Source organism: Streptomyces sp. NPDC086080 (assembly GCF_044540255.1).
Taxonomy (GTDB): Bacteria; Actinomycetota; Actinomycetes; order Streptomycetales; family Streptomycetaceae; genus Streptomyces.
In genome coordinates, this window is record NZ_JBITRU010000040.1 from 29,889 (window position 1) to 53,169 (window position 23,281).

Here is a 23,281-nt window from a genome sequence, read left to right on the forward strand (position 1 = left end):
GCACGACCACCAGCCCCTTTCGCGATCACACACCTGCGTGAGGGACACTTAACCACCAGAAGTATGTGCTGATCATGGAGGAGCGTCCGGTGGAGTTCGACGTCACGATCGAGATCCCGAAGGGTTCGCGGAACAAGTACGAGGTGGACCACGAGACGGGTCGGATCCGCCTGGACCGTCGGCTCTTCACCTCGACCGCCTACCCGACCGACTACGGCTTCGTCGAGAACACCCTCGGGGAGGACGGCGACCCGCTGGACGCGCTGGTCATCCTGGACGAGCCGACGTTCCCGGGCTGTCTGATCCGCTGCCGGGCGATCGGCATGTTCCGTATGACGGACGAGGCGGGTGGCGACGACAAGCTGCTGTGCGTCCCGTCGACGGACCCGCGGGTGGAGCACCTGCGCGACATCCACCACGTGTCGGAGTTCGACCGCCTGGAGATCCAGCACTTCTTCGAGGTCTACAAGGACCTGGAGCCGGGCAAGTCGGTCGAGGGCGCCAACTGGGTGGGCCGGGTGGACGCCGAGCTCGAGATCGAGCGCTCCTACAAGCGTTTCAAGGAGACGGGCGGTCACTGAGCTCCCCCCGCCGCGAGACACAGGACGGGCCGCACGCGCGCGTGCGGCCCGTCCTGCTGTGCGTGCGCATACTGAGGCCTTACGGGGTTACGGGGGTACGGGGGTACGGGGGTACGGGGCAGGGTGGAGACGATCTTTCGGACGGTGTCGTAACAGGGAGCGAAGGGCGTGACGGACGCGGAGGGCCGCAAGCCGAGGTCGGACGAGGCAAGGGCGGTGTTCACGCCTCCTGCCGGGGCCGCGGCGGCAGCCGAGGCCGACTCGTCGACGACATCCGAGTTCGCCGTTCCCGACGGGCTGGCCGTCCCGAGGACCGGTACGGAGTCGGAGACGACCTCCGAGTTCTCGGTGCCGGACGGCCTGGACGTGTCGTCGCCGCAGCCGGCCGAGTCCGAGGGGTCGGCGTTCAACCCGCCCAGCACCCACAGCTCGAAGCAGCTGCCGCCGGCGTTCACCCCGCCGAACGGTGTACCGGTCGTCAGCCTCCCCCGGGACGTGCCGTGGCAGGACCGGATGCGCACCATGCTGCGGATGCCGGTGACCGAGCGGCCGGCCCCGGAGATCGTGCAGCGGCACGACGAGGCGGGGCCCGCGGTGCCGCGCGTGCTCGACCTCACCCTGCGTATCGGGGAGCTGCTGCTGGCGGGCGGTGAGGGCGCCGAGGACGTGGAGGCGGCGATGTTCGCCGTGTGCCGCTCCTACGGCCTGGACCGCTGCGAGCCCAACGTCACCTTCACCCTGCTGTCGATCTCGTACCAGCCGTCCCTGGTCGACGACCCCGTGACCGCGTCCCGTACGGTGCGCCGCCGCAGCCCCGACTACACCCGGCTGGCCGCGGTGTACCAGCTGGTGGACGACCTCAGTGACGACGAGACGCAGGTCTCCCTTGAGGAGGCCTACCGCCGGCTGGCGGACATCCGGCGCAACCGGCACCCGTACCCCGGCTGGGCGCTGACCGTGGCGAGCGGGCTGCTCGCGGGTTCGGCCTCGGTACTGGTCGGCGGCGGCGCGCTGGTGTTCGTCGCCGCCGCTATCGGCGCGATGCTCGGCGACCGGCTGGCCTGGCTGTGCGCGGGGCGCGGGCTGCCGGAGTTCTACCAGTTCACGGTGGCCGCGACGCCGCCGGCCGCGATCGGGGTGGCGCTCACCGTGGCACACGTGGACGTGAAGGCGTCCGCGGTGATCACCGGTGGGCTGTTCGCCCTGCTGCCGGGGCGGGCACTGGTGGCGGGCGTGCAGGACGGCCTGACCGGCTTCTACATCACGGCGTCCGCGCGTCTGCTGGAGGTTCTGTACTTCTTCGTGGGCATCGTGGCCGGAGTGCTGACGGTGCTGTATTTCGGAGTGCAGCTGGGAGCCGAGCTGAACCCGGACGCGGCGCTCGGCGGCAGCCCGCAGCCGCTGCTGCAGATCGCCGCGTCCATGGGACTCTCCCTCGCCTTCGCGGTACTGCTCCAGCAGGAACGGTCCACCGTGCTGATGGTGACCCTGAACGGCGGCGTCGCCTGGCTGGTGTACGGGGCCATGCACGTCACGGGTGACATCTCACCGGTGGCGTCCACGGCCGTGGCGGCCGGCGTGGTGGGCCTCTTCGGGCAGTTGCTGGCCCGGTACCGGTTCGCGTCCGCGCTGCCGTACACCACGGCGGCGATCGGGCCGCTGCTGCCCGGTTCCGCCACCTACTTCGGTCTGCTGGGCATCGCCCAGAACGAGCTCACCTCGGGACTGGCGTCGCTCACGAAGGCCGTGGCCCTGGCCATGGCCATCGCGATCGGGGTGAACCTCGGGTCGGAGATCTCCCGCATCTTCCTGCGGATCGGCTCCCCGGAGAAGCGCCGGGCGGCCAAGCGGACGCGGGGCTTCTAGCCGGGCTTCTAGCGGGGCTTCGCACAGGTGTTGCCGCCCTGCGGCGGGATGGCGGGCTCCGTCCGGCGGGTCAGTAGCCGCCGTTGTAGGGCTGCTGCTGGTTGTAGTGCTGGTCGTTGCCGTACGGCTGCTGCGGCTGAGGCTGGTGGGGCTGCTGCTGGGGCTGCTGCGGGTAGCCCTGATTGCCGTACGGCTGCTGCTGCTGCGGGTAGCCGTACTGGTTGCCGTAGTGCTGCTGCTGGGGCTGCTGGGGGGTCGCCGGGTTGATGCGGCGCAGCTGGGTCGTGGCGTCGTCCATGACCGGGGCCTGCGGGTGCGGGGGCACGGCGGCCGGGGCCTCGGCGGCGGCCCGCTTCTTCTTCCCGCGCTCGCGCACGTATTCGATGATGATCGGCACCACCGACAGGAAGACGATCAGTACGAGGATCACCTCGACGTTGGTCTTGATGACCTCGATCTGCCCGAGCCAGTAGCCCGCCAGGGTGACACCGGTGCCCCAGGCGACACCGCCGATCACGTTGTACGTCAGGAACGTGCGGTACTTCATGCGGCCGGCGCCGGCGACGATGGGGGCGAAGGTGCGCACGATCGGCACGAAGCGGGCCAGGACGATCGCCTTCGGGCCGTACTTCTCCATGAAGTCGTGGGCCTTCTCCAGGTTCTCCTGTTTGAAGAGCTTGGAGTTCGGCCGGCTGAACAGCCGGGGACCGAAGAACTTGCCGATCATGTAACCGACTTGGTCGCCGATGACGGCGGCCAGCACGATCAGCGTGCAGACCATCCACAGCGGCTGGGTGATGTAACTCCCCTCGGCCACGAAGAGACCCGCCGTGAACAGCAGGGAGTCACCGGGCAGGAACGCGAAGAGTCCGGACTCCGCGAAGACGATCAACAGGATGCCGGGAAGGCTGAAGGTCTCGATCAGGTAGTCCGGGCTCAGCCACTCAGGGCCGAGCGCAAGCGTGGTCACGGGGAAGTGGCTCCTGCAGCTGGAGGGTACGGGCGGGGCTGGCTGCCCAAATTATGAACGCAACCGTCGAGGCCCAGGTTCCGCGGGGGTACCCAGGATGCACCGTGTCCGGCCCCGGAGAAAGCCGGGAGCCGCCGCCGTTCGCCATCACCGCTGGTCGTGGCCCGGGAACCGCCTGGGAGCGGTCCGGGAGCGGCCCGGGCCACGATCGCTCAGGATGCGTGCCGGGCGGCGTTGGCGAGGATCGCGTCCCGCATGTAGACGGCGAGACCGGGCTTCGCCTGGTCGATGTTCCGCATGAAACGTTCATCGCTGACGTACATCTCGCCCAGGCAGGCGTGCATCTCGTGTCCGCAGTCGTAGTGATGGCGGGTGATCCCCTGACGGTGGGCCTCGGCGGCATCCATCGCCGCCTCGGAGTCCGCCGGCTCCCCTGCCTCCATCAGCTCCACGAACCGCCGGGTGAGTTCGTCCGCCTCGCGCTGGATCCGCTGCCAGTCCTCCTTGGTGTAGGAGGCCGTGCGCCGCCGCGACTGACGGTAGGCGTCGGTACCGCCCCAGCGTTCCTGAACCTCCTCCTCGTACTGGTCCGGGTCGAAGTCCCCGAACACCTCGAACTTCTCCTCGGGCGTCAGATCGATCCCCATCGCGCGTGCCTCCATCGCGTGTTCCACGGCCGCCGCCATCTTCCGCAGCTTCTCGATCCGGGCGGTCAGCACCTCATGCTGTCGGCGCAGATGCGCACGCGGGTCCGCGTCCGGGTCGTCGAGCAGGACGGCCACCTCGTCGAGCGGGAAGCCGAGCTCTCGGTAGAACAGGATCTGCTGGAGCCGGTCGAGGTCGGCGTCGCTGTAACGCCGGTGCCCCGCGTGGCTGCGCTCGCTGGGCGCGAGCAGGCCGATGCCGTCGTAGTGGTGCAGCGTGCGCACCGTGACGCCGGCGAAACCGGCCACCTGTCCCACGGAGTAACCCACTTCCGCTCCTTTCGATTTCCGCCCCCCAGCCTGGATCCTCACGCCACGTGAGGTGCAAGCGGGTTCCCGATTTGCCCGTATCGCCCGTTTATCGTGTGCGCGTGGCCCAGGACGACGCACGCTCCGCTCCCCACTCAGCTCCGGCGGCCTCGGCACGCACCCTGCTGTCGGCCCTCGTCCCCGCGCTGCCGGCCGGTGGGCATGGTGACGAGTCCAGTCCTCCTCGGGCCCGCCCTCCCTGCATCGCCTCCCTGCCCGCCCGGCCACTGGTCACCGGCCGCCCGCAGACGCGGCTGCGGACGGACGGGACGGCGGTCCGGTGACACACCCCGTCCACCCCACCCCCCTCACCGGCCTCTCCCGGCCACCCCACCTCGTACGGAGACCCCCATGCCGCTCCACAACGTCCCCCCGCACGACGAGCACCCCCTGTCCGTCAACCCCTTCCTCGGGCCGGCCAATCCCCTCGGGGACATGACCGAGGCGCCGCCCAAGCACCGGATGCCCGCCGCGCCCATGGCGCCCTCGACGGCCTATCAGCTCGTGCACGACGAACTGATGCTGGACGGCAACGCGCGGCTGAACCTGGCCACCTTCGTCACCACCTGGATGGAGCCCCAGGCCGGGGCCCTGATGGCGGAGTGCCGGGACAAGAACATGATCGACAAGGACGAGTACCCGCGCACGGCCGAGCTGGAGCGGCGCTGTGTGGCGATGCTCGCCGACCTGTGGAACGCGCCGGATCCGTCGGCCGCCGTCGGCTGTTCGACGACCGGTTCGAGCGAGGCGTGCATGCTCGCCGGGATGGCGATGAAGCGGCGCTGGAGCCGGCGTACTCCCGCTCCGGGCGCCCGGCCCAACCTCGTCATGGGCGTCAACGTCCAGGTCTGCTGGGAGAAGTTCTGCACCTTCTGGGAGGTGGAGGCCCGTCAGGTGCAAATGGAGGGCGAACGGTTCCACCTCGACCCGGCCGCCGCCGTCGGGCTGTGCGACGAGAACACTATCGGGGTCGTCGGCATCCTGGGCTCCACCTTCGACGGGTCCTACGAACCGATCGCGGACCTGTGCGCGGCGCTGGACGAACTCCAGGAGCGCACCGGCCTCGACATCCCGGTGCATGTCGACGGGGCGTCCGGCGCGATGATCGCGCCCTTCCTCGACGAGGACCTGGTGTGGGACTTCCGCCTCCCGCGCGTGGCGTCGGTCAACACCTCGGGGCACAAGTACGGGCTGGTGTACCCGGGTGTCGGCTGGGCATTGTGGCGGGACGCGGACGCGCTGCCCGAGGAACTGGTCTTCCGGGTGAACTACCTGGGCGGTGACATGCCGACCTTCGCGCTGAACTTCTCCCGGCCGGGCGCGCAGGTCGTGGCGCAGTACTACACCTTCCTGCGGCTGGGCCGGGAGGGCTACCGCGCGGTGCAGCAGGCCGCGCGGGACGTGGCCACGGGGCTCTCCGCGCGGATCGAGGCGCTCGGCGACTTCCGGCTGCTCACCCGGGGCGACGAGCTCCCGGTGTTCGCGTTCACGACCACGCCGGAGGTGACGGCGTACGACGTCTTCGACGTGTCCCGGCGGCTGCGCGAGAGCGGCTGGCTGGTGCCCGCGTACACCTTCCCGGCGAACCGCCAGGACCTCTCCGTCCTTCGCGTGGTGTGCCGCAACGGCTTCTCGGAGGACCTCGCGGACATGTTCGCCGACGACCTGTCCCGCCTGCTGCCCGACCTGCGCCGGCAGCCGCGCCCTCTGACCGAGGACAGGAACGCGGCCACCGGGTTCCATCACTGACGGCCGTTACCGCCCACCCAGTGGGCCTTCACAGGTCCGGACGTGGCTGTGCCCCGGACTGTGTGCAAAGCAGTGACAGTGCTCCGGGGCTCACGCCTCGGAAGGTAACAGGAATCTCACCCGGGACACCAGCGGCGGTGGCGTCGGGTCAGGCCCCGGACGCGATCGATCGCGTACCCAAGCAGACGGAGGTCAAGGCGGACGAGTGGACGTGAGTCAGCGGGCGGTCAGGAGGGGAGGCTGCCACTCCTGACCGCCGTGACGAACGTCGACCAGGCGGATGCCGGAACGATCACTGCGGGACCATGAGGGTTCTTTGAGTCACGTACGGGAACACCCCGGCGGTGGCCGTCGAGGACTTCGAGGCAACTGCCGCCCTGGTCGTTGCTGTAGGAGGACTTACGCCACCCCTCCAGCGCCGCTGTGCTCGGTATGACTCGGTCGGTCATGGCGTTTCGCAGTCCCTTGCTGTCGCCCTGAGCAGAGCCAGGGATGCCTTCAGAGGAAGGGCGTTGCCCAGCGCGAAATCGTAGCGATGCTGGATTTCCTGGACGATGGACGGGGAGTCATGGACTTTTCCCATCCACAGACCCTCACCGTAGGCCACCGGCGGCTGGTCCTCGAACCACATCAGCGTGAGCATGTTGCTCAGGAGCGGGTGCGTCCCCAGGGCAAACGGCAAGACGTGCACTTGGATCCGGCCGGTTTCGGCAAGACGCACAAGGTGGTTGAGCTGCTGGGCCATGACTCCTGGTCCGCCGATGTGACGCCGCAGCACAGCCTCGTCCAACAGCGCCCACACTACGGGCGTCACCGGATCATCCAGGATCTTCGCCCGCTCCAGGCGTGTGACAACGAGCCTGTCACATTCCTCTTCATCACCGGAGGGAACGACGTGCTCAGAACCGCACGCGCGTACCTTTCCGTCTGGAGGATGCCCGGGACGAACGACAAGGCGAACTCCCGGATCATCACCGCCTGTTGTTCGAGCAGCCGGGCCGCCTCGAAGTAGTCGGCGACCGCCGCTTCCTCCTGCGGCAGGAAGCGGCTCAGCACGTTTCCCGTGTTCAGGGCATTGTCGAGCCGCCGCGCATCCTCCCGCGACGGCACCCGGCGCCCCGCCTCGATATGCGCGATGTGCGTTCGAGTCCTGACCGCCGCCTCGGCCAGTTGCTGTTGCTTGACGTCCTCCAGGCCCTAAAGGACCTGGATTCCTACCACGGTCGGCTGACCGTCTCGGTGGGTTCCTGCTTCAACGCGCTGCGCCGGGACGGACCCGGTCTTACCTGCGCTCCACGAGGCGTTTAGCCTGTCCGCCCGTCCGGCGGCCAGGATGTTGCGTGCTGCGTTGATGTCTCGGTCGTGGACGGTCCCGCACTCCTGGCAGGTCCACTCGCGGACCGACAGGGGCTTGGGGCCGTCCTTGATTCCGCAGGCCGAGCAGACCTGGGAGGTGGGCTCGAAGCGTCCGATCCTGCCGAAGTGCCGGCCGTGCTTGTGGGCCTTGTACTCCAGCATGTTGACGAACTGCGACCATCCGGCGTCGTGCACGGACTTGGCGAGCCGAGTGCGTCCGAGGCCGGACACCGCGAGGTCTTCCACGTACACCGCTTGGTTCTCGCGGATGATCTTCGTGGATTCCTTGTGGTGCCAGTCCCGGCGGCGGTCGGCCACCTTGGCGTGCTGACGTGCGACCCTCTTGCGGGCCTTGGCCCGGTTCTTCGATCCCTTCTCGCAGCGCGACAGGGCCTTCTGCATGCGCTTGAGCTTCTTCTCCGCGCGGCGCAGGAACTTCGGCGAGTCGACCTTGCGGCCGTCGGACAGCACCGCAAAGTGGGTGAGCCCGAGGTCGATGCCGGCCTCGGTGTCCAGCTCGGGCAGGAAGTCCGGCTCGGTATCCACGACGAACGATGCCCAGTACCGTTCGGAGGCGCCCTTGGTGATCGTGACGCTGGTCGGCGCTGCCGGGAGCGGCCTGGACCACTTCACCTTGAGGTCGCCGACCTTCGCCACGTACACGGTGCCGTTGTCGCGCAGGGAGAACCCGTTGGCGGTGAGGCGGATGCTCTGCCGATTGTCCCGCTTGGACTTGAACCGGGGCGGAGCGACCTTCGGGCCCTTGCGCTTGCCGGTGACCGAGGAGAAGAAGTTCCGGTAGGCGGTGTGGAGATCCCGCAGGGACTGCACCAGCACGACCGAGGACACCTCGCCAAGCCACGCACGCTCCTCGGTGCGCTTGGCGGCGGTGATGACCTGCTTCTGGAGGTCGTTGTCCTTGATGTACGGCAGCTCCGCCTCATGGGCTTCCCGACGGGCGCGGAGCCCGTCGTTGAAGACCACGCGGGCGCACCCGAACGCCTGGGCCAGCGCACGGCGCTGAGGGGCGTCCGGGTAAACCCGGTAGTTGTAACGGAGCTGCATGAGGGTGACTCTAGCATTTGGTCTATGACTTCTGAGGGTGAGTACCGGCGAGGAAGACACGTCGTTTCGGCAATGCACGTTCACTTGGTCTTCGTGACGAAATACCGGCGTGGCGTGTTCAACGACGAGATGCTGACCGCCTGCGAGAACGCCATGTGCAAGGTATGCGAGGACTTCGAGGCGGAACTGAAGGAGTTCAACGGCGAGGCCGACCACGTCCACCTACTCGTCCACTATCCGCCGAAGGTCGCGGTGTCGGCCCTGGTGAACAGTCTCAAGGGTGTGTCCTCGCGCATCCTGCGCCGGGACTTCACTGGCCGCGTGAACCGCGCCATCGTGCACGGCCACTTCTGGTCGCCGTCCTACTTCGCCGCCTCGTGCGGCGGCGCACCGCTGACGGTGGTGAAGCAGTACATCGAGCAGCAGCGCCGTCCGCTGTAGCTTCGCTCTGCGGACCGTTCCGGCTCACCCCGCCCTGAAGGACGGGGCTTGCGCCGGGATCATCGGGTCACCTCAAACCCCCTGGCGAGCCTAATACGGGCGGTTTCACTCTGTATGTCGATCGCTACAGAACGCGACATCGACCACGGAGTTCACCCATGCCCGGCCTCATCGCCCGCCTCCTCGAACCGCTGCTCAGCCTCGTCACCCCCGGTACCGGACGACATCGGCTCGACGCACAGGACGGCCACGACCTCTCGCCCCCGTTGACCGAGGGCCCGCCGCCGCACCAGTTCGGCGCACGTCCCCTCCGCGGCGAGGACCACAACCTCGTACGCCCCTACCTCGTCGCGCACGAGCGCCGCGAACAGGAGCGGCGCCAGCAAGCCCGGCGTCACTCCCTGCTGATCGCCCCACAGGGCATCCGCATCCACCTGCCCCCGCACCCGCACCCGCCGCACTACTTGGGACTCGGACTCACCGCATGACACACAACGCCCTCACTCCCGCCCGCCTCCTCCCCTGGCCCGGCCCCGAAGGCAAGCCCTGCTACCTCCTGACCGACGGCAGCGGGCGTCTCTCCCGGGCCGCCGACACCGCCGAGAGCATCCAGCTCGACATGGCCGGCGACCTCCTCGCCCACCTCGCCGACATGCTGGACGACGAGCACGTGACTGCCGTCCAGCTCCGCTACCTCCTCGCCCGCATGAACGAAGCCCTGACCGACGTGTGCCGCATCGCGGAGAGCAGGGGCGCCCGCCTGCGCGTGTATACCGACGTCAAGGCCGGTACGGGTCCGATCGACACCCCCTCCCCCGATGACGAACCGTCATGAAGTCGTCCCACGGCGCCCAGGAAGCCCGCCGGGCCGCCGTCGGCTCGGCCGGGACCTCCGGCGGTGGCGCAGTGAAGGCGTACACCTCGCACGCGTCCGGTATTCACTGCGGCAGCCCTGTCCCGGACAAGGCTCTGACCAGGCCGGACACGGTGGTGCACCAGAGTGGACGGAAGGTACTACACAGGCGGGAGGACGTACCTCATCTCCGACTCAGCCTGCGAGTCCTCGGGGTTCTAGCCAGAAGCCGGAGGCGATGGTGCCTCTCCCGTCCGATCGGAGAGGCACCGTTCCGTTTCGCTGTGGCCCATGAGTCCGGCTCGTTGGTCGCAGCGGTCGCCGGGCGCCGCAGTGGGACATCCGAGAGACAGTTGCGGACCCGCTTCACCGGCTGAGCCGCGCGAAACGCCGTACCGCCAGCGGGAAGAACAGCGCGAGCAGTGCCAAGGGCCACAGGACGGCGGCCCCCACGTGCCCCGGCTCCCCGCCCGGACCGCCGAACAGGTCGCGGACAGCCGTGGCGGTGTGGGACATCGGGTTCCACTGGACGACCGTGCCCAGCCAGCCGGGCATGGAGCCGGGGTCGGCGAAGGCGTTGGACAGGAAGCCGACCGGCCAGACCAGGATCTGCACGGCCTGCACCAGTTCCGGCTTCCCGGCCACCAACGCCAGGTGGATGCCGATCCACAGCATGGCGAACCGGAACAGCAGGAGCAGCCCCACGGCGCCCAGGAAACCCGCCGCGCCGCCGTGGGCGCGCCAGCCGAGGGCGGCGGCGACGGCGAGCAGCACCGCCAGGCCGATCGCGGACTGGAGCATGTCGGCGGCGGAACGGCCCACCAGGACCGCACCGTTCGCCATCGGCATGGAGCGGAAGCGGTCGATGACCCCCTTGTTGAGATCCTGGGTGACGGCGACCATGGTGCCCTCCAGACCGAAGGCCATGGTGAGCGCGAGCATGCCGGGGACCAGGAAGTCGAGGTACTCGCCGCTCACGCCCCGGCCGCCGCCGACCAGGTAGCCGAACATCAGCAGCAGCATCACCGGGAAGACCAGGTTCACCACCACGGCGACCGGTTGCCGCCCCCAGCGGGCGAGTTCGCGGCGGGTCATGGTCCAGGAGTCGGTCAGGGCGTACGTCGTGGTGGTCACGCGGCCTCCTTCACTCGGTCGTCGCGCCCGGTCAGGCGCAGGAACACCTCGTCGAGCGTCGGCCTGCGCAGGGCGATGTCCTCGGCCTCGATGCCCGCCTCCTCCAGCGCGCGGACCACCCCGGCCAGGGCCGCCATGCGGTCGGTGACCGGTGCGCTGAGCAGCCGCCGGTCGGGGTCCACGGTGACCGTGTCCTGCGGTACGGGCAGCAGTGCGACGGCCGCGCGCAGCCGGCCGGCGTCGCGCAGGACCACGTCGATGCGGTCGCCGCCGATGGCCCCCTTGAGCTCGTCCGCGGTGCCGTCGGCGATGACCCGGCCGGCGTCCACGACCGAGATGCGGTCGGCGAGCTGGTCGGCCTCCTCCAGGTACTGGGTGGTGAGCAGGACGGTCGTACCGCCGCCGACCAGGGAGCGGACCGAGTCCCACACCTCCGCGCGGCCGCGCGGGTCGAGGCCGGTGGTCGGTTCGTCCAGGAAGAGCACCTCCGGTTCGGTGATCAGGGAGGCGGCGAGGTCCAGGCGGCGCCGCATGCCTCCGCTGTACTGCCGTACCGCCTTGCGGCCGGTCTCGGTGAGGTCGAAGCGCTCCAGCAGTTCGTCGGCACGCGCGCGTGCGCGCCGCGCGCCCAGGTGGTGCAGGCGGCCGAACAGTTCCAGGTTCTGCCGGCCGCCGAGTTCCTCGTCGAGGGCCGCGTGCTGGCCGAGCAGGCCGATCCGCAGCCGCACCGCGTACGCCTCGCGCACCGCGTCGTGGCCCGCCACCTCGACCCGGCCCGCGTCGGGGCGCAGCAGGGTGGCCAGGATCCTCACCAGGGTGGTCTTGCCCGCACCGTTCGGCCCGAGTACTCCGTGCACCGTGCCGCGCGCGACCGTGAGGTCGAGCCCGTCCAGTGCGGGTCTGTTGTTGCTGCCGCCGCTTCCGCCGTAGGTCTTGCGCACTTCCTCGACGGTGATCGCCGCGTCGGACACCGACACCCCCTCATTAGTCAAACTTGACTACCAGCCTCGACGGTAATACCCGTGGGGCAACTCGTCAAACTTGATTACCGAAGGTCTCCGGGATGCCGCTCCCCCGTGGCGTACGGGTTCTCCTCGCCCTCGGCGAGAACGGCGACGAACGGTTCGCCCTCGCCGGCGAAGGTGTAGGCGCCGCCCCGGATGCGTTCCACGAGGCCGCGGGTCCACGCGGCCCCGGTGTCGGCCGAGTGGACCCAGAGGTCCATGATCTCGCCGATGTGGCCCAGTTGACCGGGGCCGCCCTCGGGGGTGTAGTACTCGGTGACGGCCTTGCGCCACTCCCCGATGGCGTGCAGGCGCTGCTCCAGGAGGGCGAGGGCCTCCTCGCGCTCCAGGTCGACGATGAAGCCGAGCCCCGCCGAGAGCACGTCGGGCTTCTGGTCGTAGGACGTCAGCGCCTCCCGCAGCAGCCGGAAGAACTCCTCGGTGCCCTGCTCGGTGATCTCGTACTCGGTGCGCGGCGGGCCGCCGGCCGTGGACGGGGCGATCTCGTGCGCGTGCAGCAGTCCCTGCTTGGCCATCTGCTTCAACGCGTGGTAGATCGAGCCGGGCTTGGCGTTGGACCACTCGTGCGCGCCCCAGTACTCCAGGTCGTTGCGCACCTGGTAGCCATGGGCCCGCCCGTGCTGGCGCACCGCGCCGAGCACCAGGAGACGGATCACTGACATGCGGTCCAGAGTAGGCCGCGCGCGCTCGGCCCCGGGAGCTGCCCTGCCCGGAGGCCCGCCGGTCGCGGACACCGGAGAGGACGTGCGCGTCAAGGGCCACGGTGCGGTCGGCGATGCCCGGTCCCCCGGGCACCACCCTCCTCGGAAGGTTCGTTCCCGGCAGGCCGATCGGTGACACGCAGGAGGGTGCCCGCGCTCACCGGATCAGCTCGCGGTGTCCGGCGGCGGCGTCGAGCGCCGCCGCCGGCTCTCGCTCAGAACGGGAAGCCGCTGCGGCCGTGCTGGACCGAGATCCACTTCATCGTGGTGAAGGCGTCCAGCATCGTGTCGCCGTTCAGCCGGCCGATGCCCGAGTGCTTCTCGCCGCCGAAGGGCACGATCGGCTCGTCGTGCACGGTGCCGTCGTTCACGTGGAACATGCCGGTGTCGATCCGCTTGGCGAAGTTCACGCCCCGCTCGATGTCACCGGTGTGCACGGCGCCGCTCAGCCCGTACGGGGTGTCGTTGACGATGCGTACGGCGTCCTCCTCGCCGTCGAACGTCACGAGGAAGGCGACGGGCCCGAAGACCTCCTGCCGGAGCAGCGCCGAGTCCGCGGGCAGTCCGGCCAGTACGGACGGCTCGACCAGGTTGTCGGTGCGGTCGCCCCGCACGAGAGCGGTGGCGCCCTCGGCGAGCGCCTGCTCGACGACCGCCGACAGGACGTCCGCCTGCCGGGAGTTGATCACCGGGCCGATCACGGTCTCCGGGTCGCGCGGGTCACCGGCCTTGAGGGTCCTGACCTTGGCCACGAACTTCTCGGTGAACTCGTCGGCCACCGCGCGGTCGACCAGGACGCGGTTGGCGGCCATGCAGACCTGGCCCTGGTGGACGTACCGGCTGAAGACGGCGGCGTCCACGGCGTAGTCGAGGTCGGCGTCGTCGAGGACCACCAGCGCACTGTTGCCCCCGAGTTCGAGGACCGAGCGCTTGAAGAGGGAGGCGCACACGGTCGCCACGTGGCGGCCGACCTGGTCCGAGCCGGTGAAGGAGATGACCTTCGGGATCGGGTGCTCGAGGAAGGCGTCGCCGATCTCCGCGATGTCGGTGATGAGCACGTTCAGCAGGCCGCCGGGCAGCCCCGCGTCCTCGAAAATCTTCGCGACCAGGGCACCGCCGACGATCGGCGTGTTCTGGTGGGGCTTGAGCACCACGCCGTTGCCGAGCGCGAGCGCGGGGGCGACCGACTTCAGCGAGAGCAGGAACGGGAAGTTGAAGGGGCTGATCACGCCCACGACGCCGACGGGCACGCGGTAGACGCGGTTCTCCTTGCCGTCCACCGGCGAGGGGATGATCCGGCCCTCGGGACGCAGCGCCAGATGGACCGCCTCGCGCAGGAACTCCTTGGCGAGGTGCAGTTCGAAGGCCGCCTTCAGACGCGTACCGCCGAGTTCGGCGACGATCGCCTCGGCGATCTCCTCCTCGCGCTCCTCGACCAGCCTGAGCGCCTTCTCGAACACCGCACGGCGGGCGTACGGGTTGGTCGCCGCCCACTCCTTCTGCGCGCGGGCGGCCGCCCGGTACGCCTGATCGACCTCGTCGACCGTGGCTATGGTGATCGACGCGAGCTTCTCGTCGTCGTACGGATTGAAGTCGATGATGTCCCAGGAGCCGGAGCCCGGGCGCCACTCACCGTCGATGTACTGCTGAGCCAGGTCGGTGAAGTACGACGACGACATGTGATCCCTCATCCTTTGCTGCGTCAGCAGAGCATTGATCGACGTCACGGTCTGATCACATGTCATCGTACTTGTGTTTCAACCAAGTTGGGCTGTTCTCAGGAGAGTTGCAGCAGTCCCCGGAGCAGATCCCGGCTCTCCGACGGACCCGGGCTGTCGTGCTGGAGCTCCTTGAGCGCCTTCTCGTACTGGCTCACGTCCTCGGCCTTGTCGAGATACAGCGCGCTGGTGAGCTGCTCCATGTACACGACGTCCGACAGATCGGACTCGGGGAAGCTGAGGATGGTGAACGAGCCCGACTCACCGGAGTGACCGCCCAGGCTGAACGGCATCACCTGCAGCCGGACATTGGGCCGCTCGGAGACGTCGATGAGGTGCTGGAGCTGCCCGCGCATCACCGCGCGGTCGCCGTACGGCCGGCGCAGCGCGGCCTCGTCGAGGACGACATGGAACTCGGGGGCCCGCTCGGAGACCAGGTACTTCTGCCGCTCCAGGCGCAGCGCCACCCGCCGCTCGACATCGGCGTCGCTCGCGCTCCGCATGCCCCGCCGCACCACCGCGCGGGCGTACTCCTCGGTCTGCAGCAGACCGTGCACGAACTGCACCTCGTACGCGCGCAGCAGCGACGCCGCGCCCTCCAGGCCCACATAGGTGGGGAACCAGCTGGGCAGCACGTCCGAGTAACTGTGCCACCAGCCCGCGACATTGGCCTCCCTGGCGAGCGAGACCAGCGAGGCGCGCTCCTGCTCGTCCGTGATGCCGTAGAGCGTCAGCAGGTCCTCGACGTCCCGGGTCTTGAAGCTCACCCGGCCCAACTCCATCCGGCTGATCTTCGATTCGGAGGCGCGGATCGAGTAGCCCGCCGCCTCGCGCGTGATCCCCCGCGCCTCACGCAGTCGCCTGAGTTGTGATCCGAGCAGCATGCGCCGCACCACCGATCCCGGCTCTCCCGCGCTCACGTTCGCCAGCCTCCCCAACGTCTCCAGGCTCCGCAGTCTGCCACTAAAACACTTCGAGCAGTACTCGTCCGGTTACGGAAACGGAATCCAGCCGGGGGATCCGATCGGAAGGCGGCACGGAACGGGCGGCCCGTGGCAAGGAGTACACAGGAGAACAGCCAGGAGTGGTCAGGAAGATGACGGAAAAATTGCCCAACAAACCCGTACGGGCGGGTGGAATTCGGTCAGCTGCACGTGCATCTGCCCTTGCATCTGCTGTACGCATCCGAAACCATGGTCTCCGCACCACCGCCGCTCGCTGAGACCGCGAATTCCCGGGAGTGCCTCGCATGGGGACGAATGGATCGACCATGCTCGAGCCGTTACGGCAGGGCCTTCCGCCGCTGAACCTCGCGGCCGCCTCCGACGCCGCGTCCTGCGCCCTCCCCGCCCGCTACGAAGCGGTCCGCGAGGCACGTCAGTTCACCCGCAAGACCCTTGACCAGTGGGACCTGAACGACCGTTTCGACGACGTGTGCCTGGTGGTCTCCGAACTGGTCACCAACGCCCTGCGGCACGCGCTGCCGGCCGGGGCCAAGCGGCTGACGCCACAGGAACCGCCGGTGCGGCTGCATCTGCTGCGCTGGTCGGAGCGGCTGGTGTGCGCGGTGCGCGACCCCAGTGACGCCAGCCCCGTCGCCCGGGACTCCGACGACTTCTCGGCGGAGTCCGGCCGCGGGCTGTTCCTGGTCGACTCCTTCAGCGACGGCTGGGGCTGGCACCCGATGGCGGGGGCGCTCAGCGGCAAGGTGGTCTGGGCACTGTTCCTGCTTCACCGGCCGGTGGAAGGGGCAGGCCCCGGCGCATGACGCACCGCGGCGGCCACCGGCGCCCCGGTGCTACGCGCGTCGCCGCATCCTGGGCATCCCGGGTCCCTTCCGGCACACCGGGCCCCGTTCCGCGCACCCCCGGGGCGGGTCAGCCGACGACCAGATGGTCGAACTCGCCGTCCTTCACACCCAGCAGCATGGCCTCGATCTCCGCGCGGGTGTAGACGAGCGCGGGACCGTCGGGGAAGCGGGAGTTGCGCACGGCCACCTCTCCGCCGGGCAGCCGGGCGAACTCCACGCAGGATCCCTGCGAGTTGCTGTGCCGGCTCTTCTGCCATGCCACGCCGTCCAGCGCGGTGGCCGCCATGCCGTTGTACGCACCCGGCACGCCGGGCGCGCCGGCACCGTCGTACACGTCACCGTCGTACACGTCGTGGTCCACAGGTCGCTCCCCGCTGGTGCACTGGCTGGTGTGACCATTGATGCAGTGGTCAACTGACCCGGATCATAGCTTTGTTCACGTGCATATGCATGGGCAGATGCACGTGCACGCGGGGTGTTCCCGCGATTACAGCGTCGGTGGTCGCCTTGTGTCCGCTTTGACGGACGCTTTACCGAAACCCCGCTGCCTTGAAGACGCACGCGCGGGCTTTTGTGTTCCGCCGTGTGCCGTTCTGTTCTGGTGAGGTGAGTCGGCGACGGTGCGAGGTATCTCACGGGGGCTGGCCGGGTGGTGGGCGGTTCCTGTTAGCTGACTGCGATCGTCCGGCCGAGGGGGCCGGCAACAGGCAGGGGGCTCGGAGTGACTTCGGACGCTTCGGTGGGTTCGGTGGGTTCGGTGGGTTCGGTGGGTTCGTTGGGTTCGGCGGGTTCGGCGGCGGGGTCCTCACCCGCGACGCCGGCATCGCGCGAAGGGCGCGGCTCCCGGCGCGCTCGGGCGGCGGCCGTCGCCGTGGCGCTGGCCGGCGCGCTCGTGCTGACAGCGTGCAGCGGGGGCGGCTCCGACGACGCGGACGGCCCGGCCACACCGACTCCGTCTGCCACGGCGAGCGCGGACTCCGGTGGCGGCACGGGAGATTCCGGCGCGAGCGCGACCCCGGCGGGCGAGCTGGAGGGCAGCTGGCTCACCACCAGCGGAGGCAAGGCAGTGGCCCTCGTGATCACCGGCGGGGACGCGGCCCTTTTCGCCACCGGCGGCACAGCGTGCACCGGCACCGCGGAGGTGGACGGTGACAACGCGTCGATCAGCATGAAGTGCACCGACAGCGCCGAGAACCGGACGAAGGGCACGGTCGACTCCGTCGACGGGACCACGCTGAAGGTCACCTGGGAAGGCGACCTCGGCACCGAGACGTACATCAAGGCCGAGGGCGGCACTCTCCCGACGGGGCTGCCGACGGCCGGGCTCGGCTCCTAGCACCGGACAGCGGGCGCCCCCTTCCCGGAAAGCCTCCCACCCACCGCCGAACCGGGCACCCCGAACCCGCGCAGGCAGGACGGCACTCACGGGCAGGACGGCACCGCAAAGGACACACCCCGGCACCGGCCACGACCGCACAGAACCCGGACAGCGGGCGCCACTTTCCCGGAAGACCTCCCGCCCACCGCCGGACCGGGCACCCCGGACCCGCGCGGGCAGGACGGCACTCACGGGCAGGACGGCACCGCAAAGGACAAGCCCCGGCGCCGGCCACGACCGCACAGAACCCGTACAGCGGGCGGCTTCCGCGGCACGCTCCCGCCCACCGCCGGACCGGCCCGCCCAGGGCCCGGACAGCGGACGACGCCCTTCAGGGAAAGCCTCCCGTCGGCCGCCGGACCGGGCGCCCCGGACCCGCGCGGCGGGACAGCGGCGTCAGGGCAAGGCTCCCCGGGCAGCCGGGTTGCCCGCAGACCCCGCACGCGGCGGGGCGGGGCCGCCTCAGGGCAGGCGCGGGCGCGGGCGGACCTGTGCGTCGTCCGCCGCGCGGGAGCCCTGCTCCCAGCCCGCCGCGTCGCTCACCCCACGCAACCGGGTGGTGGTCGTCTCCGGGAACAGACGGTCCGTCCGGTCGGAGACCGCCACCGTGCGGGAGGCGAGGACCGGGAGCAGGTCGGCGCTCACCGGGGTCTCGGCCGCGGCCGCGGCCGCGAGCCGTGATCCCATGCGGTGGGCGTAGGCCGCCAGGAAGGACTGCCGGAAGGTCTTGGTCCGCTTTCGTCCGTCCGCGCGCTGCGCGGCCTCCGCCGTGGTCATCGCGGTGGTGGCCTGTACCAGCAGTGAGGTGTAGAGGAGCTCGACCGCCTCCAGGTCGGAGGCGAAGCCGACCACGGTGGAGAAACCGAGCGCCTCGTTCCACACGGCCCGGCAGCGGTTCGCGTCGGCGACCGCGTCCAGCAGCACCGCCTTGGCCTGCTCGTACGGCGGTTCCACCCCGATCCGGCAGGCGCCCGGCGTCTCGGCGGTGGGCTCCCGCGCGGCGAGCAGCGCCTCGTCGACGCTGTGCCGGGCCATCAGTTCCTGCGCCTTGCCGCTGAGCGCCTCCGCCTCCTCGGGGAACCCTGTCGCCTCCGCCTTGGCCAGCAGTGCGCGAATGCGCCCGAGCATCCGGGACTCCGGCCGGCGGTCGCCCGGGCCGGGGGCGGCCGTCTCGTCGAGGGGTTCGAGCGCGGGCAGCCGCAGCAGCAGGCGGTAGAGCTCCAGCAGGGCCGTGGCGTGCCGGAAGCGGTCGCCGCGCGGGGCGGGGTCCGCGCCCTGTTCACCGAGCTGCGCCAGTTGGGCCGTCCAGCGCGGGCCTCGGGGCCGGTCCTCGCGCGGGGCCTGCCCGAGGATCAGCGCCGAGACGAGTCGTACGTGCACCTCGTCCAGTTCGCGCCGGACGATCCGTACGACGTCGGCGGGCTGCCAGCCGCGCCGCCAGGCGGTGGCCACGAACTCCTCGCCCCGCCGGGTCAGTTCCGCGTCGGCCGCCGGATCGGCGGCGAGCAGGGAGGCGCCGGTGTCGAGTGCGGCGTCGCCGGTGTCGTAGAGGGCTGCCCGGAAGGCGCGGTCGACGGTGCTGGACGTACTCACGGGCCGATGGTGCCATGCCCGGCACCCACCCGATGGTGTCAACCTCGGGTTGACACTCCCCCACTGTCAACTTACGGTTGACAGTATGACGACGAACCGAGCCATCAAGTCCTCCGTACGTCTCGACGACCTCATCGCGGCCATCAAGAAGGTCCACGAGGAGCCTCTGGAGCAGCTCCAGGACGCGGTCCTCGCCGGTGAGCACCTCGGTGACGTGGCCGACCATCTGATCGGTCACTTCGTCGACCAGGCCCGGCGTTCCGGCGCGTCCTGGACGGACATCGGCAAGAGCATGGGCGTCACCCGGCAGGCGGCCCAGAAGCGCTTCGTGCCGAAGGAGGGCTACGACGTCGACCTGGGCCAGGGCTTCGATCGTTACACCCCCCGCGCGCGCAACACGGTCATGGCCGCGCACCACGAGGCCCGGGCCGCGCGCAACGCGGAAGGTCTGCCCGAGCACCTGGTCCTGGGTCTGCTGGCCGAGCCCCAGGGGCTGGCCGTGAAGGCGATCACCGAGCAGGGCGTCACCGTGGACGCGGTCCGCGAGGCCGCCCGCGCGGCGCTGCCCCCGGCCGTCGAGGACGCCCCCGAGCTCGTGCCGTACGGCCCGGCGGCCAAGAAGGTCCTGGAACTCACCTTCCGCGAGGCCCTCCGCCTGGGCCACAACTACATCGGTACCGAGCACCTCCTGCTCGCCCTGCTCGAACACGAGAACGGCAAGGGCCTGCTCAGCGGCCTCGGCGTCGGCAAGACCGCCACCGAGCGGTACATCACCGAGATGCTGGCGCAGTACGTCGAGACGCGGACCGAGGACGAGCCGGCGCAGGAGGGCTGATCCACGGCACTCCGGGCCGGGGTGCGGGTGGCGTCCCGCCGGGTGGTGCAGCCGATCAAGGCGCCGGAATCCGCAGGTCGAGGGCATCGCTCTCGCCGGACCGGGGGTTCAACCGGCCTCAGCAGAGCGCCTCGTGGGCGACCGCCTCTGCGCAGACCGTCAGGGGCCTCGTACCGGAATGCGTAACTCTTGATCCCCTGCACCACGTCGCGGGACACGACCCGGGGTGCGTCGGACCCCGGGCGATGCCGCCCGCATCCTCACTGTCAGACCCCCCTGTCACACTCGCGGCATGACCGACCGGTGGGCGCTCGCTCCGGCCGAGGACGGCGGCGTGGACGTCGCCCCCCTCGGTCCGGACGGGCTGCCCGCAGGTCCGGTGCGGCGGGAACCGGACCTCGCCGAAGCCGTGCGGAGCCGCCCCGGGGTCGCCCGGTGGGTGTGGCGGTCCACCGCCGAGGTCTACCCGCGCCTGCTCGCCACGGGGGTGCGAGTGGAGCGGGCGTACGACATCGAGGCCGCCGAGACGCTCCTGCTCGGTCACGAGGGGCGGTACGGGGAACCCCGTGCGGCCGCGGCCGCGCTGGCCCGGCTGCGCGGCGGCCCCGTACCGCCCGATCCGCCGCAGCGCCAGGCCGAACCGGGCGCACAGTCGTCCCTCTTCGAACCCCAGGGCGTCCCGCTGCCGCTGACCGACCTCCTCGCGGTCTACGCCGAGCAGCAGCGGCGCACCGGCGCGACCGCGCATCCGGACCGGATGCGGCTGCTGACCGCCGCCGAGTCGGCGGGCATGCTGGTGGCCGCCGAAATGAACCGCGCGGGTCTCCCCTGGCGGGCGGACGTGCACCGCGCGGTGCTGCACGACCTGCTCGGCGAACGGTACGCGGGCGGCGGCGAGCCCCGTCGGCTCGCCGAACTCGCCGACGAGGTGTCCCAGGCCTTCGGCCGCCGGGTCCGGCCCGATCTGCCGGCCGACGTGGTCAAGGCGTTCGCACAGGCCGGTATCAAGGTCTCCTCGACCCGCCGCTGGGAGATCGAGTCCGTCGACCACCCGGCCGTCACACCGCTGATCGAGTACAAGAAGCTGTACCGGATCTGGGTCGCCCACGGCTGGTCCTGGCTCCAGGACTGGGTGCGCGACGGCCGCTTCCGGCCCGAGTTCCTCGCGGGCGGCACGGTGACCGGCCGCTGGGTGACCAACGGCGGCGGCGCCCTGCAGATCCCCAAGGTGATCCGCCGCGCGGCCGTCGCCGACCCGGGCTGGCGGCTCGTCGTCGCCGACGCCGACCAGATGGAGCCGAGAGTGCTGGCGGCGATCTCCCGCGACCCCGGGCTGATGGAGGTGGCCGGCCGGGAGACCGACCTCTACCAGTCGGTGTCCGACCGCGCCTTCTCCGGCGACCGCGCCCAGGCCAAACTCGCCGTCCTCGGCGCCGTCTACGGCCAGACCTCCGGCGACGGCCTGAAGAACCTCGCCGCGCTCAGACGCCGCTTCCCCAAGGCGGTGGCCTACGTCGACGAGGCCGCCCGCGCGGGCGAGGAGGGCCGCCTCGTCCGCACCTGGCTGGGCCGCACCTGCCCACCGGCCGCCCGTACGACGGACGACTCGGTGGAAGAGGCGGGCATCCCGCTCGCCGAGGAGGACGAGCCCCAGGTGTCCGGCGCCCGCCCGTGGGTCCCGGGGTACGCCTCGGCCGACGCCCGCGCCCGGGGCCGCTTCGCCCGCAATTTCGTGGTCCAGGGCAGCGCCGCCGACTGGGCCCTGCTGCTGCTCGCCGCGCTGCGGCAGACCCTGAGCGGCATGGCGGCCGAGTTGGTCTTCTTCCAGCACGACGAGGTGATCGTGCACTGCCCCGAGGCGGAGGCGGCGACGGTGGCGGAAGCGATCCGGCAGGCGGCGGACCTGGCCGGCCGCCTGACGTTCGGCCGGACACCGGTCCGTTTCCCGTTCACGACGGCGGTGGTGGAGTGCTATGCCGACGCGAAGTAGTCGGTTGGGTTCGCCGCCGATGTGCCGCTGACTGTCCTGATCGGCCCGCTCTGGCCCGGGGTGCTGCTGGTGTCCCTCGCGGTGTCCCGGGACGCATCGCTGCCGACCGGGGTTCCGGTCGGCGGAGGCGGACGCCGGGGCTCCGTCCCTCTGTTCACCGCCCTGCGGCTCAGATGACCGGGGGCCGTCCGAGCCGGGTCAGCCGCCACACCGTCCGCCAGCGCATGGCCCGCCGCTCCCCGGCCGGCTCCCGCAGTCCCTCCACGAACCCGCCCGCCCAGGCACGCAGTCCGGCGGCCGACCGGTTCCGCAGCAGGGTGAGCAGCACCCACACCCCGAGATGGACGGGCATGAGCACGAGCGGCAGCCGCCGCCGGACCAGCCACACCCGGTTCCGGGCGTTCACCCGGAAGTAGATGGCGTGCCGGGCCGGCGAGGTCTTCGGGTGCTGGAGCAGCAACTCGGGTGCGTAGCGAATCCGCCACCCGGCGTCGACGGCCCGCCAGGCGAGGTCGGTCTCCTCGTGCGCGAAGAAGAACGCGCCGGGCCAGTCACCGATCTCGTCCAGCATCGTCATCCGCAGCGCGTGCCCGCCCCCGAGGAACCCGGTGACGTACCCGCCCTTCATCGGATCGGCCTTCCCGAGCCGCGGCACATGCCGCTGCTGTGTCTCCCCCAACTCGTCCGCGATCCGGAATCCCACGATCCCGAGCCGGTCGTCGGCGGCGTACAAATCCCGTACGCGCCGCAGCACATCGACGTCGACCAGCAGGCCGTCGTCGTCCAGCTCGACGACGACGTCCACGTCCCCGAACTCCCGCAGCCGCTCGATCCCCACGTTCCGCCCGCCGGGGCAGCCGAGGTTCTCCTCCAGCTCGATGGTGGTGACCTCACCGGGCAGGGACAGCCGGTGGGCGAACTCGGGCAGCGGGCAGCCGTTTCCCACGATCACGATCCGTGTGGGCGGCACATCCTGCTTGGCCACCGACTCCAGCAGCGCGTCCACCTCGGCCGGCCGGTTCCCCATGGTCACGACGGCGACGGCGATCCTCGGCGTCGTCTCCATGCCCTCACCTCACTGCAACCGGCCGATCCGCTGACACGCGATGCTAACCGTTCACGGTGAGGACGCCTAAAGTACGCCGCCCCTGGGTGGATCACGGCCGGCTCACCGTACGCGCCACCCCGGCGGCCCACGCCGTT

At 70.4% G+C, this 23,281-nt stretch carries 23 protein-coding genes and 1 pseudogene; 11 read left to right on the forward strand and 13 right to left on the reverse strand.

Annotated elements, in window-relative coordinates:
• Window positions 1-89: 89 nt before the first annotated feature.
• The gene (locus tag ACIF9R_RS32965; protein WP_399986110.1) at window positions 90-581 is read left to right on the forward strand and encodes an inorganic diphosphatase; all 492 of its coding nucleotides are present in this window, start codon (window positions 90-92) and stop codon (window positions 579-581) included.
• Window positions 582-749: 168 nt separating this feature from the next.
• Entirely contained in the window at window positions 750-2,447 is a 1,698-nt protein-coding gene (locus tag ACIF9R_RS32970) for a threonine/serine exporter ThrE family protein (RefSeq protein ID WP_399986081.1), read from the forward strand.
• Between the two features lie 70 nt (window positions 2,448-2,517).
• On the opposite strand, the gene ACIF9R_RS32975 is transcribed toward ACIF9R_RS32970, so the two are convergent.
• Window positions 2,518-3,417, reverse strand: a complete 900-nt coding sequence (locus tag ACIF9R_RS32975; protein ID WP_399986082.1) for a DedA family protein — start codon at window positions 3,415-3,417, stop codon at window positions 2,518-2,520.
• A gap of 212 nt (window positions 3,418-3,629) precedes the next feature.
• Window positions 3,630-4,391: a MerR family transcriptional regulator gene (locus ACIF9R_RS32980; protein WP_399986083.1), complete on the reverse strand. Its 762-nt coding sequence runs from the start codon at window positions 4,389-4,391 to the stop codon at window positions 3,630-3,632.
• A gap of 101 nt (window positions 4,392-4,492) precedes the next feature.
• Here ACIF9R_RS32980 and ACIF9R_RS32985 point away from each other — a divergent pair, with 101 nt between their 5' ends.
• Window positions 4,493-4,714 (forward strand): hypothetical protein, encoded by a 222-nt coding sequence (locus ACIF9R_RS32985; RefSeq protein ID WP_399986113.1) that lies wholly within the window; start codon window positions 4,493-4,495, stop codon window positions 4,712-4,714.
• A gap of 67 nt (window positions 4,715-4,781) precedes the next feature.
• Window positions 4,782-6,179 (forward strand): glutamate decarboxylase, encoded by a 1,398-nt coding sequence (locus ACIF9R_RS32990; protein WP_399986084.1) that lies wholly within the window; start codon window positions 4,782-4,784, stop codon window positions 6,177-6,179.
• A 227-nt stretch (window positions 6,180-6,406) separates the two neighbouring features.
• Here ACIF9R_RS32990 and ACIF9R_RS32995 read toward each other — a convergent pair whose 3' ends face one another.
• From ACIF9R_RS32995 to ACIF9R_RS33005, 3 genes and pseudogenes are all read right to left on the reverse strand, one after another.
• A complete protein-coding gene (locus ACIF9R_RS32995) occupies window positions 6,407-6,628 on the reverse strand; it encodes a DUF397 domain-containing protein (RefSeq protein WP_399986085.1) in 222 nt (73 codons plus the stop codon).
• A pseudogene (locus tag ACIF9R_RS33000) lies at window positions 6,625-7,373 on the reverse strand (Scr1 family TA system antitoxin-like transcriptional regulator). Before ACIF9R_RS33000 ends, ACIF9R_RS32995 begins: the two are co-directional and overlap by 4 nt.
• A 3-nt stretch (window positions 7,374-7,376) precedes the next feature.
• Window positions 7,377-8,600: an RNA-guided endonuclease InsQ/TnpB family protein gene (locus ACIF9R_RS33005; protein WP_399986086.1), complete on the reverse strand. Its 1,224-nt coding sequence runs from the start codon at window positions 8,598-8,600 to the stop codon at window positions 7,377-7,379.
• Between the two features lie 24 nt (window positions 8,601-8,624).
• Here ACIF9R_RS33005 and tnpA point away from each other — a divergent pair, with 24 nt between their 5' ends.
• The 3 genes from tnpA to ACIF9R_RS33020 all read left to right on the forward strand — a co-directional run bounded on the left by tnpA (window position 8,625) and on the right by ACIF9R_RS33020 (window position 9,876).
• Entirely contained in the window at window positions 8,625-9,041 is a 417-nt protein-coding gene (tnpA, locus tag ACIF9R_RS33010) for an IS200/IS605 family transposase (RefSeq protein ID WP_399986087.1), read from the forward strand.
• Window positions 9,042-9,199: 158 nt separating this feature from the next.
• A complete protein-coding gene (locus ACIF9R_RS33015) occupies window positions 9,200-9,529 on the forward strand; it encodes a hypothetical protein (protein WP_399986088.1) in 330 nt (109 codons plus the stop codon).
• Entirely contained in the window at window positions 9,526-9,876 is a 351-nt protein-coding gene (locus tag ACIF9R_RS33020; RefSeq protein ID WP_399986089.1) for a hypothetical protein, read from the forward strand. The genes ACIF9R_RS33015 and ACIF9R_RS33020 overlap by 4 nt, the downstream gene beginning before the upstream one ends.
• A 384-nt stretch (window positions 9,877-10,260) precedes the next feature.
• On the opposite strand, the gene ACIF9R_RS33025 is transcribed toward ACIF9R_RS33020, so the two are convergent.
• The 5 genes from ACIF9R_RS33025 to ACIF9R_RS33045 form a co-directional block, all read right to left on the reverse strand.
• Entirely contained in the window at window positions 10,261-10,989 is a 729-nt protein-coding gene (locus tag ACIF9R_RS33025) for an ABC transporter permease (protein WP_399986111.1), read from the reverse strand.
• 35 nt (window positions 10,990-11,024) lie between these two features.
• The gene (locus ACIF9R_RS33030; protein ID WP_399986090.1) at window positions 11,025-11,999 is read right to left on the reverse strand and encodes an ATP-binding cassette domain-containing protein; all 975 of its coding nucleotides are present in this window, start codon (window positions 11,997-11,999) and stop codon (window positions 11,025-11,027) included.
• A gap of 74 nt (window positions 12,000-12,073) precedes the next feature.
• The gene (locus ACIF9R_RS33035; protein ID WP_399986091.1) at window positions 12,074-12,715 is read right to left on the reverse strand and encodes a PadR family transcriptional regulator; all 642 of its coding nucleotides are present in this window, start codon (window positions 12,713-12,715) and stop codon (window positions 12,074-12,076) included.
• 254 nt (window positions 12,716-12,969) lie between these two features.
• Window positions 12,970-14,433, reverse strand: coding sequence for an aldehyde dehydrogenase family protein (locus ACIF9R_RS33040; protein ID WP_399986092.1), 1,464 nt, complete (start codon window positions 14,431-14,433; stop codon window positions 12,970-12,972).
• Window positions 14,434-14,531: 98 nt separating this feature from the next.
• Window positions 14,532-15,356 carry a helix-turn-helix domain-containing protein gene (locus tag ACIF9R_RS33045; protein WP_399986112.1) on the reverse strand — a complete coding sequence of 275 codons (825 nt, stop codon included), beginning with the start codon at window positions 15,354-15,356 and terminating at the stop codon, window positions 14,532-14,534.
• Between the two features lie 386 nt (window positions 15,357-15,742).
• Here ACIF9R_RS33045 and ACIF9R_RS33050 point away from each other — a divergent pair, with 386 nt between their 5' ends.
• Window positions 15,743-16,240, forward strand: a complete 498-nt coding sequence (locus tag ACIF9R_RS33050; protein ID WP_399986093.1) for an ATP-binding protein — start codon at window positions 15,743-15,745, stop codon at window positions 16,238-16,240.
• A gap of 109 nt (window positions 16,241-16,349) precedes the next feature.
• On the opposite strand, the gene ACIF9R_RS33055 is transcribed toward ACIF9R_RS33050, so the two are convergent.
• Window positions 16,350-16,643, reverse strand: coding sequence for a DUF397 domain-containing protein (locus tag ACIF9R_RS33055; RefSeq protein ID WP_399986094.1), 294 nt, complete (start codon window positions 16,641-16,643; stop codon window positions 16,350-16,352).
• Window positions 16,644-17,048: 405 nt separating this feature from the next.
• On the opposite strand from ACIF9R_RS33055, the gene ACIF9R_RS33060 reads away from it, so the two are divergent.
• Window positions 17,049-17,618 (forward strand): hypothetical protein, encoded by a 570-nt coding sequence (locus ACIF9R_RS33060; RefSeq protein ID WP_399986095.1) that lies wholly within the window; start codon window positions 17,049-17,051, stop codon window positions 17,616-17,618.
• 504 nt (window positions 17,619-18,122) lie between these two features.
• Here ACIF9R_RS33060 and ACIF9R_RS33065 read toward each other — a convergent pair.
• Window positions 18,123-19,253, reverse strand: coding sequence for a DUF2786 domain-containing protein (locus tag ACIF9R_RS33065; RefSeq protein WP_399986096.1), 1,131 nt, complete (start codon window positions 19,251-19,253; stop codon window positions 18,123-18,125).
• 85 nt (window positions 19,254-19,338) lie between these two features.
• Here ACIF9R_RS33065 and ACIF9R_RS33070 point away from each other — a divergent pair, with 85 nt between their 5' ends.
• Window positions 19,339-20,088: a Clp protease N-terminal domain-containing protein gene (locus tag ACIF9R_RS33070; RefSeq protein ID WP_399986097.1), complete on the forward strand. Its 750-nt coding sequence runs from the start codon at window positions 19,339-19,341 to the stop codon at window positions 20,086-20,088.
• A 292-nt stretch (window positions 20,089-20,380) separates the two neighbouring features.
• Window positions 20,381-22,078: a bifunctional 3'-5' exonuclease/DNA polymerase gene (locus tag ACIF9R_RS33075; protein ID WP_399986098.1), complete on the forward strand. Its 1,698-nt coding sequence runs from the start codon at window positions 20,381-20,383 to the stop codon at window positions 22,076-22,078.
• A 169-nt stretch (window positions 22,079-22,247) separates the two neighbouring features.
• Here ACIF9R_RS33075 and ACIF9R_RS33080 read toward each other — a convergent pair whose 3' ends face one another.
• The gene (locus tag ACIF9R_RS33080) at window positions 22,248-23,144 is read right to left on the reverse strand and encodes a glycosyltransferase family 2 protein (RefSeq protein WP_399986099.1); all 897 of its coding nucleotides are present in this window, start codon (window positions 23,142-23,144) and stop codon (window positions 22,248-22,250) included.
• Window positions 23,145-23,281 lie beyond the last annotated feature (137 nt).

Coding starts and splice junctions, on each gene's coding strand:
- ACIF9R_RS32990 (WP_399986084.1), top strand. CDS start 4,782: ATGCCGCTCCACAACGTCCCCCCGCACGACGAGCACCCCCTGTCCGTC.
- ACIF9R_RS32995 (WP_399986085.1), bottom strand. CDS start 6,628: ATGACCGACCGAGTCATACCGAGCACAGCGGCGCTGGAGGGGTGGCGT.
- ACIF9R_RS33005 (WP_399986086.1), bottom strand. CDS start 8,600: ATGCAGCTCCGTTACAACTACCGGGTTTACCCGGACGCCCCTCAGCGC.
- tnpA (WP_399986087.1), top strand. CDS start 8,625: ATGACTTCTGAGGGTGAGTACCGGCGAGGAAGACACGTCGTTTCGGCA.
- ACIF9R_RS33015 (WP_399986088.1), top strand. CDS start 9,200: ATGCCCGGCCTCATCGCCCGCCTCCTCGAACCGCTGCTCAGCCTCGTC.
- ACIF9R_RS33020 (WP_399986089.1), top strand. CDS start 9,526: ATGACACACAACGCCCTCACTCCCGCCCGCCTCCTCCCCTGGCCCGGC.
- ACIF9R_RS33025 (WP_399986111.1), bottom strand. CDS start 10,989: ATGACCCGCCGCGAACTCGCCCGCTGGGGGCGGCAACCGGTCGCCGTG.
- ACIF9R_RS33035 (WP_399986091.1), bottom strand. CDS start 12,715: ATGTCAGTGATCCGTCTCCTGGTGCTCGGCGCGGTGCGCCAGCACGGG.
- ACIF9R_RS33040 (WP_399986092.1), bottom strand. CDS start 14,433: ATGTCGTCGTCGTACTTCACCGACCTGGCTCAGCAGTACATCGACGGT.
- ACIF9R_RS33045 (WP_399986112.1), bottom strand. CDS start 15,356: ATGCTGCTCGGATCACAACTCAGGCGACTGCGTGAGGCGCGGGGGATC.
- ACIF9R_RS33050 (WP_399986093.1), top strand. CDS start 15,743: ATGCTCGAGCCGTTACGGCAGGGCCTTCCGCCGCTGAACCTCGCGGCC.
- ACIF9R_RS33070 (WP_399986097.1), top strand. CDS start 19,339: ATGACGACGAACCGAGCCATCAAGTCCTCCGTACGTCTCGACGACCTC.
- ACIF9R_RS33075 (WP_399986098.1), top strand. CDS start 20,381: ATGACCGACCGGTGGGCGCTCGCTCCGGCCGAGGACGGCGGCGTGGAC.
- ACIF9R_RS33080 (WP_399986099.1), bottom strand. CDS start 23,144: ATGGAGACGACGCCGAGGATCGCCGTCGCCGTCGTGACCATGGGGAAC.